Source organism: Funiculus sociatus GB2-C1, from assembly GCF_039962115.1.
GTDB classification, from domain to species: Bacteria; Cyanobacteriota; Cyanobacteriia; order Cyanobacteriales; family FACHB-T130; genus Funiculus; species Funiculus sociatus.
The window spans coordinates 85013-105148 of sequence record NZ_JAMPKJ010000008.1 but is presented as its reverse complement, the minus strand read 5'-3'; the positions used below and the strand labels follow the sequence as shown (position 1 = coordinate 105148).

The 20136-nt window shown below is 46.9% G+C and carries 13 protein-coding genes and 1 pseudogene; 6 read left to right on the top strand and 8 right to left on the bottom strand.

Translation table 11 applies throughout. The features are described 5' to 3' along the window. Nucleotides 1-41 precede the first annotated feature (41 nt). The 7 genes from NDI42_RS06220 to NDI42_RS06190 form a co-directional block, all read right to left on the bottom strand. Complete coding sequence (locus NDI42_RS06220) at nt 42-1700, bottom strand: ferredoxin--nitrite reductase (protein ID WP_190460348.1); 1659 nt, start codon at nt 1698-1700, stop codon at nt 42-44. Between the two features lie 311 nt (nt 1701-2011). Beyond that, nucleotides 2012-4225, bottom strand: a complete 2214-nt coding sequence (locus NDI42_RS06215) for a molybdopterin oxidoreductase family protein (RefSeq protein ID WP_190460346.1) — start codon at nt 4223-4225, stop codon at nt 2012-2014. A 144-nt stretch (nt 4226-4369) separates the two neighbouring features. Beyond that, complete coding sequence (locus NDI42_RS06210) at nt 4370-5230, bottom strand: nitrate ABC transporter ATP-binding protein (RefSeq protein WP_190421044.1); 861 nt, start codon at nt 5228-5230, stop codon at nt 4370-4372. A gap of 51 nt (nt 5231-5281) precedes the next feature. Continuing rightward, a complete protein-coding gene (locus tag NDI42_RS06205; RefSeq protein WP_190460344.1) occupies nt 5282-7282 on the bottom strand; it encodes an ABC transporter ATP-binding/substrate-binding protein in 2001 nt (666 codons plus the stop codon). A 142-nt stretch (nt 7283-7424) separates the two neighbouring features. Next, entirely contained in the window at nt 7425-8267 is an 843-nt protein-coding gene (ntrB, locus tag NDI42_RS06200; protein ID WP_190421137.1) for a nitrate ABC transporter permease, read from the bottom strand. A gap of 88 nt (nt 8268-8355) precedes the next feature. Further along, complete coding sequence (locus tag NDI42_RS06195) at nt 8356-9702, bottom strand: CmpA/NrtA family ABC transporter substrate-binding protein (protein ID WP_190460343.1); 1347 nt, start codon at nt 9700-9702, stop codon at nt 8356-8358. A 29-nt stretch (nt 9703-9731) separates the two neighbouring features. Beyond that, nucleotides 9732-11267 (bottom strand): ferredoxin--nitrite reductase, encoded by a 1536-nt coding sequence (locus NDI42_RS06190; protein ID WP_190460340.1) that lies wholly within the window; start codon nt 11265-11267, stop codon nt 9732-9734. Nucleotides 11268-11679: 412 nt separating this feature from the next. On the opposite strand from NDI42_RS06190, the gene NDI42_RS06185 reads away from it, so the two are divergent. The 3 genes from NDI42_RS06185 (at nt 11680) to trpE (ending at nt 16123) form a co-directional block, all read left to right on the top strand. After that, the gene (locus NDI42_RS06185) at nt 11680-13749 is read left to right on the top strand and encodes a DICT sensory domain-containing protein (protein WP_190460338.1); all 2070 of its coding nucleotides are present in this window, start codon (nt 11680-11682) and stop codon (nt 13747-13749) included. 151 nt (nt 13750-13900) lie between these two features. Continuing rightward, nucleotides 13901-14335, top strand: coding sequence for a photosystem I reaction center subunit II PsaD (gene psaD / locus NDI42_RS06180; RefSeq protein ID WP_190421054.1), 435 nt, complete (start codon nt 13901-13903; stop codon nt 14333-14335). A gap of 261 nt (nt 14336-14596) precedes the next feature. Beyond that, nucleotides 14597-16123 (top strand): anthranilate synthase component I, encoded by a 1527-nt coding sequence (gene trpE, locus NDI42_RS06175; RefSeq protein WP_190460337.1) that lies wholly within the window; start codon nt 14597-14599, stop codon nt 16121-16123. Nucleotides 16124-16267: 144 nt separating this feature from the next. Here the strand turns inward: trpE and NDI42_RS06170 are convergent, their stop codons facing one another. Then, a complete protein-coding gene (locus tag NDI42_RS06170; RefSeq protein WP_348231380.1) occupies nt 16268-17539 on the bottom strand; it encodes a septal ring lytic transglycosylase RlpA family protein in 1272 nt (423 codons plus the stop codon). A gap of 193 nt (nt 17540-17732) precedes the next feature. On the opposite strand from NDI42_RS06170, the gene NDI42_RS06165 reads away from it, so the two are divergent. From NDI42_RS06165 to NDI42_RS06155, 3 genes and pseudogenes are all read left to right on the top strand, one after another. Beyond that, nucleotides 17733-18620 carry a PhzF family phenazine biosynthesis isomerase gene (locus NDI42_RS06165; protein ID WP_190460332.1) on the top strand — a complete coding sequence of 296 codons (888 nt, stop codon included), beginning with the start codon at nt 17733-17735 and terminating at the stop codon, nt 18618-18620. A gap of 146 nt (nt 18621-18766) precedes the next feature. Continuing rightward, on the top strand, nt 18767-19108 hold the full coding sequence (locus tag NDI42_RS06160) for a DUF952 domain-containing protein (protein WP_190460329.1): 342 nt from the start codon (nt 18767-18769) through the stop codon (nt 19106-19108). 179 nt (nt 19109-19287) lie between these two features. Next, a pseudogene (locus NDI42_RS06155) lies at nt 19288-20133 on the top strand (Rpn family recombination-promoting nuclease/putative transposase). Nucleotides 20134-20136 lie beyond the last annotated feature (3 nt).

Below are 20136 nucleotides of genomic sequence, written 5' to 3'. Positions count from 1 at the left end.
TAATGGCAGTTAAGAATTACCTATTACCCATTAGCAACAAACTAATGACTAAGAACTAATGACTGCTTAGGTTTTGCCCCAAAGTGTTCAACCAGTAAATCTCGCAGCACTGGCTTAAGATCGTCGCAGGGAATCGATTTCATCACCCGGCTACCAAGTTCAGCTTCATAGCCGACTTTTCCGCCCATCCAGATATCCACGGCTTCGACGACTTTGCCATTTTTGCGTCCCTTTGTTCCCATCAACCCAATATCTGCCACTTGCGGTTGACCGCAGGAATTGGGGCATCCCGTCCAGTGAATTCGTATTGGTTGAGGTAAAGTTAATTCTGCTTCCAATGCTTTAACAAAAGCCAAAGCGCGGTTCTTAGTTTCTATTAGTGCAAAGCCGCAGAATTGACTTCCTGTGCAGGAAACTAACCCGCGCATCAAGTTTTCTGGATCGAATGAAAAACGTTCTAAAAGTGGTTCTTTTAAAAACGCTTCCATACGAGTATCGGGAATATTGGGAATAATCAAATTTTGCTCGACTGTAAAGCGAATTTCACCACTGCCATACACTTCGGCAATTCTGGCTAAGTCAAACATATCTTGGGCATACATCCGACCGACGGGAATATGTAAACCCACAAAGTTTAATCCAGGTTGCTTCTGTTTATAAACTCCGATGTAATCTTTCTTTTCCCATAGGAATTCATCTTTTTCAGCAGCCGATTGTAAAGGTATAGTTCCGCCAACTTCACCAAAGCGTTTTTCTACCTCTTCTCTAAACTTCTCAATTCCCCATTTATCAATTAGATACATCAGCCGCGACTTTTGCCGATTTGCCCGAAGTCCGTGGTCGCGATAAACTTCTAAAATGGCTCGACTCAAAGCCACCACGTCTTCTGGTGGAACCCAAGCATTCATGGGAACTGAAGCTTCGTAACGTTTGGGCGAGAACATCCCGCCGACGATGACATTAAAGCCGATGGTGTCGTTTTTGTAAGCTGGGATGAAACCAATATCGTTAAGTTCGGCGTGAACTGAATTGTCACGACAACCTGCGATCGCAATATTAAATTTTCTTGGCAAATTCGTAAACTCTGGATTCCCTTTGCCCATATTAGTGATCATGTCCTGCACCATGCGACACAATCCCCGCGTATCGACCAATTCATCTGGATCGATTCCTGCTAAAGGTGAACCCGTAATATTGCGAACATTGTCCACGCCAGACTGAACCGATGTTAATCCAGCTTGTTCTAATTTTCGGTAGATGTCTGGTACATCTTCAAGACGTATCTGTCGCAGTTGAATATTTTGCCGTGTGGTGATATCGGCGTTTCCCTCATCTCCGTAATGCTGCACAATTTCAGCCAAAACCCGCATTTGGTAAGCACTTAAAATCCCATTCGCCAGCCGCATCCGCAGCATAAATTTGCCTGGTGTCACCGTGCGGTAAAATAAACCCAAAACTCGCAACCGATAGTCTCTATCGGCTTCTTCCATCGCTTCCCAGCCAATCTCTGCTAAATAGTCTAGTTCTTGCTTTAATACCAGACCATCTTTTTCGGATTTAATCCTTTCAAATTTGTTTTGGGTTGGTGTTGCTTCGCCTGCATTTGTCAAATTTTCAGATGATTCGACGGTTGCTGGGGAGCCGTTCGCTTCCACCTGAGCTTTACCTACCTTTCCTGGTACTTCGGTTGCTTCCGTCATAAGTTTTAGCCTCGTTGCATATTATGTCTGTAGCGAGCGCACGACTCGCCTCAACAGCTATTTATTGGACAATCTAGCCAGATTTTTATCTAACCTTATGCCCTCTTATGCCAGGAATCGGTAGACTTTGTTACAGAAGATGCCTATTTACCCAGAACCCCACCTTTTGAAATATTTATAATTTTTTAACTCTTTCTTTTGGAAGATTGCTAAAACTCTCTTTGGATGTGTGCTTCTCTGACTCAGCGCCCTCAGCGCCTCGGCGGTTCGTTCCACCAAAAAGGACTAATTTTTCACAAATTTCTGGCAAGCTAAACTCGTGAAGAAAAAGCCGGAGATTTAGTGTCACAACGCAAATAACCTCCCTCAGATTTTTCGGCAGCAACAGGTACAAGTTGCACCGCACAAGCCTTTAATTCTGGTTGCAGCGAGTCGGGACAGGATATGTGATGAGTTAGGGCATTAGCTTCTGCTTTGTCTGCCCAAAGTGCGCCCCAGTGCATTGGGACAAAGACAGTTCCGGGGGAAATTGCTTTTGTTACTTTAGCTGGAAAACGAGATGTGCCACGACGAGTTCGCACTTCCACCAAATCATTCTCCTGAACATCTAAATTGGCAGCATCGCGGGGATGAATCTCAATAAATGGATTCGGGTGCATCTGCTTGATTTTATCAATCCGTCCCGTGCGGGTTTGGGTGTGCCAATGGCCGTAAAGTCTGCCTGTAGTTAGGACATAGGGATAGTCTGGATCTGGTGGTTCTGCCAAACCGCGTGAATGGTATGCCCCAAAACGCGCCCGTCCATCAGGCGAAGGAAAGCGGCCATCTGTATACAATCGCTTCACAGCCGGGAGTCTAGATTCCTTTTCCTTTGGGAGGGGCCATTGTAGCGGGCCTTGCGCTGCTAGTCGTGCGTGACTGATGCCACTCATATCGCAGACGCGATCGCGTGTTACCTGAGCATATTCGTCGTAAACTTCAGCTGAGGTAGAGTAAGGAAATTTGTCGCCGAAGCCCAGTCGCAGTGCTACTTCCACAAAGATTTTCCAATCGGCTTTCGCTTCACCGGGAGGAGTACGAAACGCCTTACATAAAGTGACAACTCGCTCAGAGTTAGTCATTGTCCCAGTTTTTTCGCTCCACTGCGCCGCCGGAAGCAAGACGTGAGCAAATTCGGCAGTTTCGGTGGGGTAATATGCGTCTTGGTATACCGTAAAAGGCGATCGCATTAACGCTGCCTTAGAACGTTCCAAATCGGGTAAACTCACAGCCGGGTTAGTTGCTACAATCCAGAGCATTCCGACATCACCAGTTTCTAGACCCGTGATGATGTCCCACGCCGCCAAACCTGGAACAGGCGAAATCTGTCCGGCGGGAAGTTGCCAAAATTCTTCTAATTCCGCGCGATGTTGGGGATTTTTTACCACTCTATAGCCTGGTAGGATGTGGGAAAGTCCCCCAGTTTCTCGTCCGCCCATCGCGTTTGGCTGACCTGTCAGGGAAAAAGGGCCGCTCCCCGGTTTACCAATCTGAGCGGTCATCAGATGTAGATTAATAATAGTCCGTACCTTGGCAGTCCCTTCCGAAGACTGATTCACGCCCATCGACCACATAGACAGCACCCGCTCAGAATCAGCCCAGTAGCGAGCAGCTGTTTCCAGTTCTTTTACGGATATGCCGCAGCGTTTGGCGACAACTTCCGGCGGATAGTGCTGAATCACCTCAGCATAAGCCGGAAAATTGGAGGTGCATTCGTCAATAAAAAAAGTATCAATTCTGCCCCAACGCATTAACAGGTGGGCGATACCGTTGAGTAAATCGATATCAGTCCCTGGTTTTATCGCTAAGTGTAAATCTGCTGCTTCCGCTGTGGTGGTTTTTCTGGGATCGACCACAATCATTTTCACCTTGGGATTTTTCTTGTGGTGTTTCCGCAGGCGGTTAAAAATAATTGGGTGACATTCTGCCGTGTTGCTACCGATGATAAAGGCACAATCGGTTACATCTAAATCTTCGTAGCAGCAGGGAGGGCCATCGCTTCCAAAGCTCTGAGAATAACCCGCCACGGCGGAGGACATACAGAGGCGAGAATTGGAGTCAAAATTATTAGTACCCAGACACCCTTTCAGGAGTTTCTGAGCAACATAATAATCTTCTGTTTGCAGTTGTCCAGAGCCATACATACAGACGGCTTCTGGCCCTTGAGTCGAGAGAACGGTTTTAATCCGACTCGCCACACGATCTAAAGCTTCTTCCCAGGAGGCGCGGCGGAAGGGTTCGTCTAGGGAATCGCGCACCATTGGATACAGAAGTCGGTCTTTGGACAGAGACTCGGCAACGGTTGCACCCTTGACACACACCATACCCTGACTGGAAGGGTGAGTGCGATCGCCCTGCACTTTCCAGATGGGAGTTCCTTGACTATCCCTATTTACTGCTTTACCTGGTTGTGCTGGAGGTGATACCTCCAGTCCGCAACCAACACCGCAGTAAGGGCAAAGGGTTTTTGTAGTGTCAGTTGTCATTAGTCTATAGTTTATTGCTAATGGCTAAGCAGTCCTAGTTTGATGAAAAAAACGAACTGCTGAGGCGCAGAGGGCGCAGAGTAAGAGAATTTACAACTCCTGCAAGGATTGCTATTAGCTATTAGCAATCCTTCAATTAGCCGACTATTCATCGTCATGAGCAAATCGGTTATACAGGAAGTCTAAGGCGTAGTTACGCAAGTTGTAGTATTCGGGATTTTCCATGATCTGGGCGCGGTTGCGGGGACGGGAGAAGGGAATATTCAAGATTTCGCCGATTTTAGCTTTTGGGCCGTTGGTCATCATTACTAACCGATCTGCTAGAAACAGCGCTTCGTCGATGTCGTGGGTAATCATTAAGACTGTTACCCGATGTTCCCGCCAAATTGTCAGGAGTTCTTCTTGTAATTCTTCTTTGGTGATGGCATCTAATGCGCCGAAAGGCTCATCTAAAATCAGAACTTTGGGGCGTATGGAAAGGGCGCGGGCGATCGCTACCCGCTGTTTCATCCCCCCAGATAGTTGCGTTGGCTTTTTGTCAGCGGCTTCGGTGAGTCCCACCATCGCCAAATGTTCTTTGACGATGGCGACTTTTTCTTTGTGGGGTTTGTCTGGGAAGACGGAATCTACTGCCAAATATACGTTATCAAAGGCAGTCATCCAGGGCAGGAGACAATAGTTTTGAAACACCATCATCCGATCTGGGCCTGGTTCGCGAATTGTCGCAGTTTGCAGGCGCACTTCCCCATGAGTCGGCTTGTTGAAACCTGACACCATGTTTAACAGTGTGGATTTGCCACAACCAGAGTGACCAATCAGGCAGATAAATTCGCCTTCGTAAACGGTGAGGTTTACCCCATCCAGAACGGTGCATGGCCCTTGGGCAGAAGGATAGACTTTGGAGACATTCTCAATTACCAAATACGGGTCGCGGTTAATTACCGGACTAAAGGCTGACGGCTGCGGACTGACTGATGAGGTGTTGCTGTTGTTTACAGTTTGCATGAGAAGGATGGGGGATGAAGGATTACTATTGTTTTTGCCATCAGCCATTAGCTATTTACTAATGACTAATTGGTCGATGTTGATTTCTTCGATGGTGATTGGGCGCTTAATTTTGACGCTGTTGAGGTATTGCAGGGGGTCGTCGGGGTTGAAAATTGTTCCGTCAAACATTTTGATGGGTTCGCGATCGCGTCCAATGTCTGTCAGCCCTAATTCCCGTGCCGCTTGCCCATAAACGTCCACGCGCCGCACCCGTTCTGTAACGTCTAACCAGTTTTTCGGGAACGGAATAATCCCCCATCGTGCCAGCTGAGTCATCACCCATAGTCCTTCCTCCCGTTCTGGGAAGTTTGCCTTGTCAACAAAGAACTGGTTGTAACGCAACATCATCTGAGGTTCTTCGCCTGTCCCGCGATCGTAGGGGTCAATAAAGCCGGGACGAATATGTTCGGCGGCAGCACCTACATAATCAGGCTTACAAAGTAATTTCAGAACTTCTTCCCGATGGCGGTGGTCATCGCAGTATTCGCAAGCTTCCAGCAGCGCTTTAATTAAAGCTACGTGGGTTTGGGGGTATTTATTTGCCCATTCTTCCTTGCATCCGAGTACCTTCTCCGGATGTCCAGCCCACAGCTGCATATCTGTAGTGATGACAAACCCTAAACCTTCCTGAACGGCGCGAGAGTTCCAGGGTTCGCCGACGCAGTAACCATCAATATTTCCAGCTTTCAGGTTGGCTACCATTTGCGGGGGCGGAATCACTGTGAGGTTGACATCTCGATCTGGATCTATCCCAGCGGAAGCCAGCCAAGAACGCAACATCAGATTGTGCATTGAGGCTGGATGCACTACCGCGAAATTGTAAATTTTGTCAGGATTTTGGGCGATCGCTCCTTTTAAGTCTGCCAGAGTACGAACGCCTTGATTGTATAATTCCTTACTTAAAGTAATTGCGTTGCCGTTGCGGGATAAGGTCAATGCTGTACAAATTGGTACTGGCGGCTTTCCCCCACCACCCAAAGTCATTGACATCGGCATTCCGGCGACCATTTGGGCAGCATCCAGCCGTCCCGTCCCCACACCTTCTGCGATCGCTTTCCAGCTGGGTTCGCGGTTTAAGGTGACTTCCTCTAACCCATGTTTGGCAAAAAATCCTTTTTCCTTCGCCACCACCAAGGGGGCGCAGTCAGTTAAAGGAATAAAGCCAATTTCCAGATTTACTTTCTCCAACCCATTGCGGGAAATTGCCATAGGTGCCTGGATCTGGCGCTTCTTGGCTTTTTTCTGCTGGTTGAGGAAGTAAATCATCTCGTTTCGCAACACGTAGTAGCTGGGATGATTCACCACGTCCATGCGCCTGCGGGGGCGGGGGATCGACACATCCAGAATTTGCCCGATATGCGCTTCCGGGCCGTTGGTCAGCATCACAATTCGGTCTGATAGCAACAGCGCCTCATCCACGTCGTGCGTCACCATAATTGAGGTAACGTGGCTTTCCTCGCAAATTTGCATCAATTTTTCTTGCAAACCGCCGCGTGTCAGTGCATCCAGCGCCCCAAAAGGTTCATCCAACAACAACACTTTTGGACGCAGGGCGAGGGCGCGGGCGATCGCTACCCGCTGTTTCATCCCTCCCGACAGCTGCCCCGGTCGTTTATCAGCCGCTTGCCGCAGCCCCACCATATCAATGTGATGTTCTACAATACCTTTTCGCTCCCCTCTCGGCTTGTTCTGAAATACTTCATCTACCGCTAGAGATATATTTTCCCGAACAGAAAGCCAAGGTAGCAACGAATAATTTTGGAAGACCACCATCCGGTCTGGCCCCGGCGAAGTGATTTGTTTCCCCTCTAAAATCACACCTCCTCTGGTTGGTTTATCTAAACCAGCCACCATATTTAATAAGGTGGATTTGCCACAGCCAGAGTGTCCAATTAAAGATATAAACTCACCCTGTTTAATTTTTAAATCGACATTCCTAAGTGCTACATAAGTGCCACCATTGGCAAGTGGGTAAATTCGGTCTACGTGGTCGATTTCTACAAAAGACATAGGGATTGGGGATTGGGGATTGGGGACTGGGAATTGGGGATTGGGGATTGGGAATTGGGAATTGAGAATTGGGGCTTGGGGATAATTCTTACCTAGTCTCTAGTCCCTAGTCCCCAGTCCCTAGTCCCTAGTCCCCAACCCTCTATTTTTGTTCTTCTGGAACTACCATTGAAGCGATAAAAGCCACTATTCTATCTAGCAGCAGACCAACAATACCGACATACACAAGCGCGATGATAATTTGACTCATCAAAGAATTGTTGTAGGCATCCCAGATAAAGAAGCCGATACCCACACCGCCTACCAACATTTCAGCCGCAACAATCGCCAACCAAGACAAACCAATTCCAATTCTTAATCCCGTAAAAATGTAAGGAACTGCTGCGGGAAGTAGAATTTTCAAGAAATACTTTTGTTTAGATAGCCGCAACACTCTGGCGACATTTCTGTAGTCTTGTGGTAGCTGCTGTACGCCTACAGTTGTGTTAATAATAATAGGCCATACTGAGGTAATAAAAATCACGAAAATAGCTGAAGGGTTGCTTTGTTGTAGTGCTGCCAGAGATATAGGCAACCACGCCAACGGGGGAATAGTACGTAACACTTGGAAAATTGGGTCTACAGCCCGATAAGCAAAATCATTCGCCCCAACTATAATACCTACAGTTATGCCAACTATCGCAGATAAAGAAAAACCAATTGCTACCCTTCCTAAGCTGGCTAAAATTTGCAATGCCAAACCTTTATCTGTACCGCCATTATCGAAAAAAGGATTAATAATGTAAGGGTTCCAAGTATCACCAATCACTTGGATTGGCCCTGGCAAACCTTTAGAACCGGGAGGGCAGAGGAGTTGCCATACTAGCAGAAACAATGCTAGTGCAACCAGGGGCGGCACAATATATTTAGCTTGCTTCTGAAAAAAACTTGTCAGTAACTGTTGAGGATTGTTAGTTTGCAGGCGGCGGTCAGCTTTAGCAGTCATTCTTCTTCCTAATTGTTGGTTATTAGTCATCAACTAATTGCTAATTGTTTAAAAGCAATTAGCAATTAGCTATCCTTCAATCAGCCATTTATGCCTTTTTAATCTTGAGACTCTTCAAGTATTCTTCTGGCTTTTCGGGGTCAAACTTGACACCATCGAAGAACGTTTCAATGCCACGAGAACTGCTAGTAGGAATTTCTGCATTGGGAACACCAAGCGCCTTAGCCGCTTCTTTCCACAAATCTTCGCGGTTTACTTTGTCCACGAGTTCCTTAAGATTTGTGTCAGCGGGAATATTGCCCCAGCGGATGTTTTCAGTTAAGAACCAGGTGTCATGACTCTTGTAAGGATAAGACGCATTATCTGCCCAGAACTTCATCTGTAGCGGGCTACCCGTAACCACTGGACGACCGTCGCCGTAGTCAATATTGCCTTTAGAACGCTCGATAATATCTTTGGCTGGCACCTTGAACCACTTCGCCTGGGAGACAATTTGGCACATCTCCTCTTTGTTTTCTGCTTTGTCGCACCATTGCTGGGCTTCCTGTACCGCCATCAGCAACGCTTTGGCAGAATTGGGATTTTTATCCACCCAATCTTGTCGCATGGCAAAAGCTTTCTCTGGGTGGTCTTTCCACAGTTCACCTGTCACTAATGCGGTGTAACCCTGTCCCTGGTTAACTAACTGCGCGTTCCAAGGTTCGCCTACGCAGAAGGTTTCCATGTTGCCCGTTTTCATATTTGCCACCATCTGCGGCGGTGGGATAGGAACAACAGAAATATCCTGGTTAGGATCAATACCACCAGCGGCTAACCAGTAGCGCATCCATAGGTCGTGGGTGCCGCCAGGAAACGTAATCGCAGCTTTGAGGTCATTTTTACCACCTGCTTTGGCTTGAGCAAAGGCTTCTTTCAGCCCCTTGCTTTCTAAACCAACTTTTGCATCTTTGTAAGTATTGGCAATGGAAATCGCCTGACCGTTGGTATTCAACCGCGCCAAAATGTACATCGGTACGGGTTGCTTGTTCTTGGTCTGACCCAAGGTCATGAAGTAAGGCATGGGGCTTAAGATATGCGCCCCATCGATACCACCGCCTTGAGAGCCTATTTCCAAGTTGTCGCGAGTTACAGGCCAAGAAGCTTGCTTGAGGATTTCGACACCTGTCATGCCGTACTTATCAAATAAACCCTTTTCTTTGGCAATAATCAGGGGTGCGGAGTCGGTAAGGGCGATGAATCCTAACTTGGCGTTGGGTGTTTCTACTTTTGGTGCGTTAGCCGCTAGGGTGGCGGGTGAGGAACCTGAACCACCTGTGGAGCTATTGGCACTTGTGGAGGTGTTGGTAGGGCCAGAGCTACAGCCATGAGCGAGTAAAGATGCAGCTGTAGCTGCTCCTGCGGTAATGATGAATTGCCTTCTGGAAAGTCTGGTCATTTTGTTTGTTGGTTCTTGCTAATTGCTGACTAATTTTTGATTTCCGCTTTGAATTGCTGGATGAGTAAATCGCGCAACACTGGTTTGAGGTCTTCGCAGGGAATGCTTTTCTGGACGCAGGTGCCGAGTTCGGCTTCTTTACCCACTTTGCCGCCCATGTAAAGATCCACACCTTCAACGGTTTTGCCGTTTTTGCGTACCTTTGTCCCCATTAAACCGATGTCAGCGACTTGTGGCTGGGCGCAGGAGTTGGGGCAACCTGTCCAGTGAATTCGCACGGGTTGGGTTAGGGAAAGTTCTGCTTCTAGCTCCTGAATCATTGCCACGGCGCGGTTTTTGGTTTCAATTAGGGCAAAGTTGCAGAACTGTGACCCGGTGCATGAAACAAGTGCTTTTGTTAAGGGTTGGGGACTGGTGGAGAATTTTTCTAAGAGGGGTTCGGCTAGGAATGCCTCCATCCTTGAGTTTGGGATGTTGGGGATGATGACGTTTTGTTCAACGGTGAGGCGAATTTCGCTGCTGCCATAGACTTCGGCTATTCGGGCGAGGTCAAACATATCTTGGGCAAACAAACGCCCGACGGGAACGTGCAAACCGACGTAGTTTAAGCCGGACTGCTTTTGAGGATATACGCCGAGGTGGTCGCGTTTTTCCCAGTCGATTTCGTCTTTTTCGACTGCTGGTTGCAGTGGTTTACAGAGATATTTTTCTACTAATGCCCGGAAATTTTCGAGTCCAAGTTCATCGATAAGCCACATCAACCGGGCTTTTTGCCGATTGGATCTGGGGCCTTGGTCGCGAAAAACTTCGAGAACTGCTCTGGATACATCCACAACATCTTCGGGAGGAACCCAGGCATTTAGGGGAATTGCTGCGTCGCAGCGTTTTGCGGAGAAGAAGCCACCGACGAGAATGTTAAAACCGAAGGTGCCGTTTTTGAAGGCGGGGACGAAGGCGAGGTCGTTGATTTCGGCGTGAACCGAGTTGTCGCGACAACCTGCGATCGCTATATTAAATTTTCTCGGCAGATTCGAGAAGGCTTTGTTGCCTTCCCCCTTACTGGTAATCATGTCTTGAACTTGCTGCACAAGTTCTCTGGTATCGAACAATTCATCCGCATCAATTCCCGCTACTGGCGACCCTGTGATGTTGCGAACGTTGTCCATCCCAGACTGGACGCTAGTTAAACCGACTTGGTTAAACCGATTGAAAATCTCTGGCAGATCCTCAATCCGGATTCCCCGCAGTTGAATGTTTTGCCGAGTGGTAATATCAGCATTGCCATCTTCGCCATACTGTTGCACGACTTCAGCTAACACCCGCATTTGACTAGCTGTGAGAATGCCGCTTGGCATCCGCAGCCGCATCATAAACTTTCCGGGAGTGACTGGTCGAAAGAACACACCCACCCACTTCAGACGGTGGTCACGGTCTGTTTCGTCCATCGCCTCCCAGCCAATGCGGGCGAAGTGTTCCAGTTCTGACTTTACTGCCAGACCATCTTTTTCGGCTTTAAATTTTTCAAACTTGTTCAGACTTGCTGTTGGCGTGGCTGTGCTTGTCATGGGTGTGTCCTCATTACTTAGCGCTCAACTGCCCCCAAACCGATTTCAGGTGTTTCGTCAATCGCTCGTTGATGATAAGTTATGCGGACTGACTGAGGAAATTCGTATACAAAGTTACAAAATATTAATGTAAATGAAGTTTCTGCATAATTCTTATGCTAATTTGACATCAGCTCCTACTTAAGAAAGATTGATAAGTAGGGCTGATTATGGTTATAAAGACTAGGAATTAGGGGATGGAGAGTGAGGAAAGAGAAAATATAAGATTTTTTAATTAATAACTGATAAATAATAATTTTCTTTTTGCTATCTAATGTGTAGCAAATAAATACAGAAACCCTATTTAAAAGTTAGAATGCAGCGCTGTTTTGTACGATAAGCATTAGAACGGGTACAAAACTCGGCAAAATTAATGATCATACCGACTTCTGTGCTGACAGAGCTGCTCTGGGCCCTGCCTCAGCTGCGAACCCAAATGTATTTCAAGTCTTCCTTAACGGCACTCTCTCATGCTATGGAAGACCAAATTCTGGCATCTTTAGACAAGCATCTAGTGATTGCCAGCTTCCAGCGAGAGCGTTTCTATCGTCAGGAGGCTCATCGGTATCGACGGATTGCTGAACGGACGGATCAGGTATATGTGATGGCGGCACCGGAAACATCCTTTACCAACGGATCGGGCTATTACGAAACTGTGGCTTTTGAGCCTGAGGACGGCTTGAGTAAAGAATGGCACTTAGTGGTGATAGGACAGCACTATGCCACCTGCTTAGTGTGTCGGGAAAGAACAGCTGAAGAAACGAGAGTTAAGAAGGAAGAAGCCAGAGGAGAAAAGTCTCGCCTGTCGGCTCCTTTGGAGATGGACACAGCCCGGCGATTTGAGGGAATCTGGACTTTTGATCGGCAAGTAAGCTGTACTGTTGCTGGATTGTTACTGAATCGGATTTTACAGTATCGCCCGGAGTTGGAAGAGAAGATCGCTCAAGCGCAAAACGCTTACGGCATTGCGTCGGTAGCACGGATTGTAGGGGTTGGGGAGAATTTATTAGCTCAAAATGCAACAGCCACTAACCCCGATCCGTTTGTTGAGTGCCTGCTGACTTACTTGCAAGCTGGGCAGTATAAACTGCTAAAAGCTTATCGCTCTATTTCTGCTCAGGAACGCAAAGAGCGTTTGGTAAACTCGATTACCACTGCCATCCGCAGGGGTAGCAATACAGGGCAGCCGCTACATCCGGATGAAATTCTGGAAGTGGCAGTGCAGGAGTTGGGTCAGGCTTTGTTTGCTTGTCGGTGTCTAATATATCGCGTCTCAACGGATACAGCTACGACAATTAATCATGAATTTTTGGGTGTGAGTAGTAGCGGGGATTCTCGACTTGTCTCAACGCTAGGTCAGACTTGGCCTTTGGAGAATAATCCTCTGTTTGAGGAAGTTGTACAGAAGCGAGAACAAGTGTATGTAACTGATACTCATACAGATTCTCGGATTGTCGGGGATGGGTTGAAATCAGGCTCTAATAGCCAGCTACAAGCTATTGTGAGCAATTTTTCTATTTCTTCGTGGCTAATGGTACCAGTGCTGTATCAGGATCGGTTGCTGGGGATGGTGGAGTTGCATTATTGCGGCGGGACACCGTATGAGTGTGAGGAAGATGAACTGGAATTGGTGGAAGCGATCGCTACTCAGATCGGTGGTGCTTTAATTCAAGCTGAAGCCTACGCTAACCTGCAAGACCTCAACCAGCAGCTAGAAGCCCTCGACCGCACCCGCAGCAACTTGGTCGCCATTACTGGTCACGAATTACGCACCCCTTTATCTACCATCCAAGTCTGTCTGGAAAGTCTGGCAACCGAACCTGATATGTCTCCAGAAATGCGGCAGGTAATGCTTAACACTGCTCTCTCCGACGCGGAACGGATGCGTAAACTCGTGCAGGATTTCCTCACCCTTTCGCGGTTAGAAAGCGGTCGCGTACAATGGCACCCAGAATCACTGGAATTGCAAGAGTGCATTGATCTGGCCCTCAGCAGTATCCGCGCCCGTCATTCTGATGCTCAATTGCCAAAGATTATTACCCAAGTCCCCAATCCCCTGCCTTTGGTGAGAGCCGATGGCGAGTGGTTGGTTGAGGTTCTTGCCAAGCTGCTAGATAACGCTTGTAAATTTACCACGTCTAAAGGAAAAATTAGCATTAAAGCTAGCAGTAATGGTGGCTCTATGCTGGAAGTTACTGTTGCTGATACGGGACGCGGTATTGAACCCAATCGACTTGAGGCTGTTTTTGATCGGTTCTATCAGGAAGAAGGCGCTTTGCGGCGAACTACTAGCGGTACTGGTTTAGGACTGGCAATTTGTCGCCAGATTGTCAGCGGTTGGGGTGGTGAGATTTGGGCTGAATCTGCTGGTAAGGACAAAGGCAGTAAGTTTCACTTCACCGTTCCCATCGTGGCAAAGCAGTCAATGGTTAGTAGTCAGTAGCCGTGGGAAGGTGGGAATGTTGTAGTTCCCACCTTCCACCTTCCACCCTCTAACCCCTTGACTAATGACGAACTGTTACAGTTCTTGACAGAGTGGCAATAGAGACGTTTGCTGGGTGATAGGATGCCCTAAAACGTTGGGAGAAAAATCTATGCCAGAAACGGTAGAGACTCTAACTGGACAAACCCCGATATTTGGTGGCAGTACCGGAGGCTTGCTAACAAAAGCCCAAACCGAAGAAAAGTACGCTATCACCTGGACAAGCCCCAAAGAGCAAGTGTTTGAAATGCCGACTGGTGGTTCTGCCATCATGCGGCAAGGCGAAAACTTGCTGTTCCTCGCCCGCAAAGAATATTGCATTATGTTGGGTGGACAGCAACTACGCGCCAAGTTCAAAATCAACAACTACAAAATTTACCGTGTCTTCCCTAACGGTGAAATGGAGTATCTGCATCCGAAGGATGGCGTGTTCCCTGAGAAGGTAAACCCCGGTCGTCCCTATGTAGGTAAGAAAGAACGCCGGCTAGGAGAGAATGTAGAACCTCCAAAAGTGAAGTTTAGCGGTCGTAAAACTTACGAGGTGTAGCGTCCGTTTTTGGGGTCAATGTCGATAGTTTTGTGGCGCGGTACGCCGTTGTGCATAACTTTAGGCACATAGCCCCAATTGTTCTCAAAAATACATAAAAAATAGTAGGGTGGGCAAGAAAAAGGCAAACGGCAAAGGTAAAAAGGCAAAATTATTCATTTTTCCCTTTTTCCTATTGCTTTTTCCTTCTTAATGCCTGCCCTATTTGTTTGAAAGGCTTATTGTGTTTTTTACACTTGAGGAACAATACCCAATAAATTTATGATTTTTCCTGACTTTACTCAATTTTCCGATTTAGCTAAAGAAGGCAACTTTGTACCTGTCTACCAGGAATGGGTAGCGGATTTAGAAACCCCTGTGTCTGCTTGGTACAAAGTCTGCGCGGGACAGCCTTATAGCTTTTTGCTGGAATCAGTGGAAGGTGGGGAGAATATCGGACGCTACAGTTTTTTGGGATGCGATCCGTTGTGGGTGTTGGAGGCGAGGGGAGAGAAGACTAGGCAAATTCATCGGGACGGGAATGCGATCGCATTTGAAGGCGACCCGTTTAAGGCATTGGCATATTGTCTAAAACCCTTTCACCCAGTAAAGCTGCCTCAATTACCGCCAGGAATTGGGGGATTGTTTGGCTTCTGGGGATATGAATTAATTAACTGGATTGAACCTCGCGTACCGATTTATCCAGCTACTGAAGAGGATTTGCCGGATGGGTTGTGGATGCAGGTGGACAACCTGATTATTTTCGATCAGGTGAAGCGGAAAATTTGGGCGATCGCTTATGCAGATTTGCGCGATCCTGATGTGGATTTGGCTACTGCGTATAAGTTAGCTGGTGATCGCGTTAAGCAACTGGTAAGCAAACTCCAGCTACCCTTATCCGGAAAAGACACAGTTTTAGAATGGACTCCGCCAACCGGAGAGGGGAGTGAATATACCAGCAATACTTCCCGCGAACAATACTGCGCCAACGTCCAAAAGGCAAAAGATTATATTCGCGCTGGGGATATTTTCCAAGTTGTACTTTCCCAGCGACTCTCGGCTGAGTATAGCGGCGACCCCTTTGCTTTGTATCGTTCCCTGCGCTTAATTAACCCTTCGCCTTACATGGCTTATTTCAACTTTGGCGACTGGCAAATTATTGGTTCTTCTCCAGAGGTGATGGTGAAAGCGGATCTTTCTCCAGAAGGGAAAGCGATCGCTACCGTCAGACCAATTGCTGGAACGCGCCCGCGAGGGAAAACGCCGAAGGAGGATGACAGCCTTGCGGAAAACTTACTTCAAGACCCCAAGGAAATTGCCGAACACGTCATGCTAGTTGACTTGGGACGCAATGACATGGGGCGCGTTTGCACCAGCGGTACCGTGAGAGTCGATCAACTGATGGTAATTGAGCGTTACTCTCATGTGATGCACATTGTCAGCAACGTTGTGGGACTCCTGGCCCCCGATAAAACCGCTTGGGATTTACTTAAAGCTTGCTTCCCCGCTGGGACAGTCAGCGGTGCGCCCAAGATTCGGGCGATGGAGATTATTAAGGAATTAGAACCTTGTCGTCGCGGGCCATATTCTGGGGCTTATGGCTGGTATGACTTTGAGGGACAATTGAATACTGCGATCGCTATCCGCACGATGGTTGTCCGCCCCCAAGACGGCGGTAAACATACCGTTTCAGTTCAGGCTGGTGCTGGTTTGGTTGCGGATTCTGACCCGGAAAAAGAATATGAAGAAACTCTCAATAAAGCCAGAGGGCTTTTAGAGGCGATTCGCTGTTTAGCTATTAGCCAGTAGCCCGCTGCTACTGGCTAATAATTTCAAATCCGTCTGTCTAGTTGTCCATAATCAAAGAACCCCACTCCCAACCCCTAGAGAGATCAACCGGGGAGGGGCTGGGGTGACTCTTCATTGCGGGTAATCAACGGGATTTGGCTTAGGCTACAGCTGCTTCATAACGACCGCTTCATACGGCACGACACCAGCTTTTTCACTTTTAATACAGCGTGCCGCAGTCCGCGATAAATCAAGCGTCCTGGGGGCAATGTAGGGGCCGCGATCGTTGATTCGGACGATGGTAGCATCCCCATTTTTCGTATTTGTCACCTTGAGAAAGGTATTAAACGGTAGAGAGGGATGCGCTGCCGTTAGTGCGTACTGATTATACTTCTCGCCGTTTGCTGTTAAGCGCCCGTGAAAATAGTCTCCATACCAGGAGGCAAAACCTTCAAATTTGTCATCTGTGGAGACTAATCCGTGCAGTTGCGCCTGTGCTTTTACCAAGGTTAAAGGTGCAGCGCCCAAAGCGACGCGGAGATTATTTACCCATTCGATTGCCAATAGTTCTCCATTGCGATCGAGATTGGATGCGATCGCTTCATCAATGACAAACAACTGGTTATTGCCTAACCTCCCCCCAGGCATCCCATACAATAGCATTGGTTGCACTTGTGAACCATCCAAATTGGGGTTTTGCAAAAGTTTCGCTACACGCTTGGCAAAAGCTTCAGCTTCAACTTTGTCGGGAATTTCGGCAATCAAATTTCCCTTCACCCAGACTTGAAACTGCTCGTGTTCTGTGGCTTTTTTGCCAGAAGAATTCTTTTTTCCCTTCGCCAATGACAGCCAAAATCCTCGCCGCTGACTGAGTTTAGAGCTGTTTAAATTCTCCCCTGCTTCACTTTTGTAGCGAGTCCGAACCACAGCAACAGGCGCAGGCTTTGCTTTTTCATTAGGCTCAAAACGAGCAGGCCAGTTTAACAAATTCTGCACAACCTGCATTATTCTTTGAGGGAAACTAATCTTTGATACTCTACTGCCTGGTACTTCAATCCATGAGGCAGATTTGGAAATAATTGTTGGTGTAAAGGGCGCAGATTCATTGCTTTGCTCTGACGCTGGAACACAGAGATCATTGTCTAACGCATCCATCCAGCGGATAGATTGAACAGCCGATTTTACTTTGTCTTTGTTTGGTAGAGGCTCTCCTATTCCCGATCCAGCCTGCAAACCCAAGCTAGGTAAAACCGCACTAAATTTCTGAGAATGCAAGCCCCCTAAGTTGAATTGTGCCGGAAAAACTACGGGATTATAAGTTTCCAGGGGATTACCCACAGCCGACAAAACCTTGGACGGAAGAGCAGCCGACAAATAATCTGGTACCCTCAACAACGCCTGGTTAGACGATAAAAAATAACTGAACCAGGATGTCACCCAAAAAAGTCCGAAGAATGGCATGAGCAGTTAAATATTTGGTTACAATGCACTCTGGGTAGCTAATCGTTACCCAGTATACATAACTCCAATAAGAGTATATCTGCTCAATCCTTAATTGTACAGTCTAGGGCGATCCCAGCCTCTGGGTACCGTAATAGCGATCGCAACAACGCAACAATTTTTACCAAATATGGACAACCTCACCTTCTACATTGTGGATGTATTTGCTCTAGAAAAATACACCGGAAACCAGTTAGCAGTTTTTACCAATATCGGTGAACTTTCTGATGGTGAAATGCAACGAATCGCTAAAGAAATGAATTATTCAGAAACCACCTTTGTGATATCTCCAGATATTCGCGAAGGTGGTTATGACGTGCGAATCTTTACGCCAGAGCAAGAACTACCTTTCGCAGGTCATCCTACACTAGGTACTGCCTACATCTTGCAGCAGAAAATTATTAATAAACCAGTTGAATCCCTGAATCTAAACTTAAAAGTTGGACAAATTCCTGTAACCCTGCATTACGCTGAGCAAGCAGTTGAATGGTTATGGATGCAGCAAAAAGCGCCTGTTTTTAACCAAAACTTGGAAATAGATACACTTGCCAAAGTTTTAAATCTAGATTCAAGCGAGATAGATAACCGATTTCCAATTCAAGAAGTTTCCACTGGAGTTCCGTTTATCATCGTTCCATTGAAAACTCACTCCTCCCTAAAGCGGATCAAAATCAACAAAGATAAATACTTTGAGCTTGTAGATACCACTCAGGCAAAATCCATACTGGTTTTTTGTCCGGAAACCTACCATGCAGAAAATGACCTAAGCGTGCGCGTATTCGCCGATTATCTTGGGGTTCCAGAAGATCCAGCCACGGGAAGTGCGAATGGTTGTTTGGCTGGATATTTAGCGCAGCATTCCTATTTTGGAGAAAAACCGATTAATATCCGAGTGGAACAGGGATATGAAATTGGCAGACCTTCCTTGCTGTTGTTAAAAGCTGAAAAGAATGCTGATTCAATTGACGTATTTGTAGGGGGAAAGGTGATTATGGTAGCAAAAGGAGAATTTGTTTAATAATAGCCCCGACAAAGGGGAATTATAGCTAAATAAACAAAGCCTACCTACCCAAGCTTTAAAAATATCGTTCCTAGGTTGCGGTCTGGGAATGAATAGGGAGGCCGAGACTCCTGATAACTACGTACCTAAAATTTGAGATTTGTATGAATATCATATTGCATATCACGAAGCGCGAACAATGGAAAGAAGCACAGTCAACAAAAATATATTGCGGCGATACTCTAGACTCTGAGGGTTTTATTCATTGCTCAACACCGCAGCAAGTCATTAAAGTAGCTAATAACTTTTTTCGCTACCAGACTGGTTTAGTTATCCTGTGTATTGAATCTGAAAAAGTAGAGCCAGAAATCCGATATGAAGGATTAGATGCAGGAGAGCAGTTTCCTCACATTTACGGTGCTTTGAATATCAGTGCTGTGGTGCAAGTGCTGGACTTTGAGCCTGGTGAAGATGGCTTGTTTACATTGCCAGCCGAAATTGCGTAGGATTAATAAGTTTGTAGGTTGTCTTAAGCCCGAAAGAAACCCAACGTGAATTTGACTGGCATAGTTGGGTTTCCCATCCTCAGTCCCAACCTACGCTACTACTTTATATTGTGTACTTTCATCAGTTACTCTCGGTGAGAGAATAATATTTTAAATCATCTATCTACACCGAATCTTTCTTGAACTACGACAACGCTTGTAAATATCTTGCCCAAAAGTATCCGCGCCAATTTGCCCGTTGGTTACTCTCAGTTGACACTGACGATATCCAGGTACTGAAAACTGAACTGAGTCTAGAACCAATTCGCGCTGATTCTCTAACATTTCTGTAAACCGATAACCAAATCCTGCACGTAGAATTTCAAACCCTACTAGTATCTAACTCGCCATTACCACTGCGGATGCTTGACTACTGGATGAGACTTCATCGCCAGTACGGTTGTCACATTGAGCAGGTTGTCCTATTTTTAAAGCGTACTACCTCAGAAGTTGCTTTTACCGAGCAGTTTGAAGCTGTCAATACCAGACATCGCTACCGAGTAATTCGTCTGTGGGAGCAAGACCCCGCGCCACTCCTGGCAAACCCTGCGCTTTTACCTTTCGCCACTTTAGCTCAAAGTGACTCACCTAATACTTTACTAGAGCAAGTCGCCGCACAAGTCGCTAGGATTGAGTCACGCGAAGAACGAGCGAATCTGTCAGCTTGTGCTGGGGTTCTCGCGGGGTTGCGGTTTAACGATAATTTAATTCGTCAATTATTGAGGGAGGACATTATGCGAGAATCTAAGTTCTATCAATACATCCGCCAAGAGGGACGCCAAGAGGGACGCCAAGAGGGAATCCAAGAGGGAGAGGTGGCGTTGCTACTGCGTCAGCTTACTCGTCGGTTTGGTACTATTACCCCTCAATTGCAAGAACAGATTCGTACTTTATCTATCTCCCAATTGGAAGATTTGGCAGAAGCATTTTTAGAATTTTCCAATGTAACCGATTTAATTAATTGGCTAGAGGTTCATTCCTCATAAGCA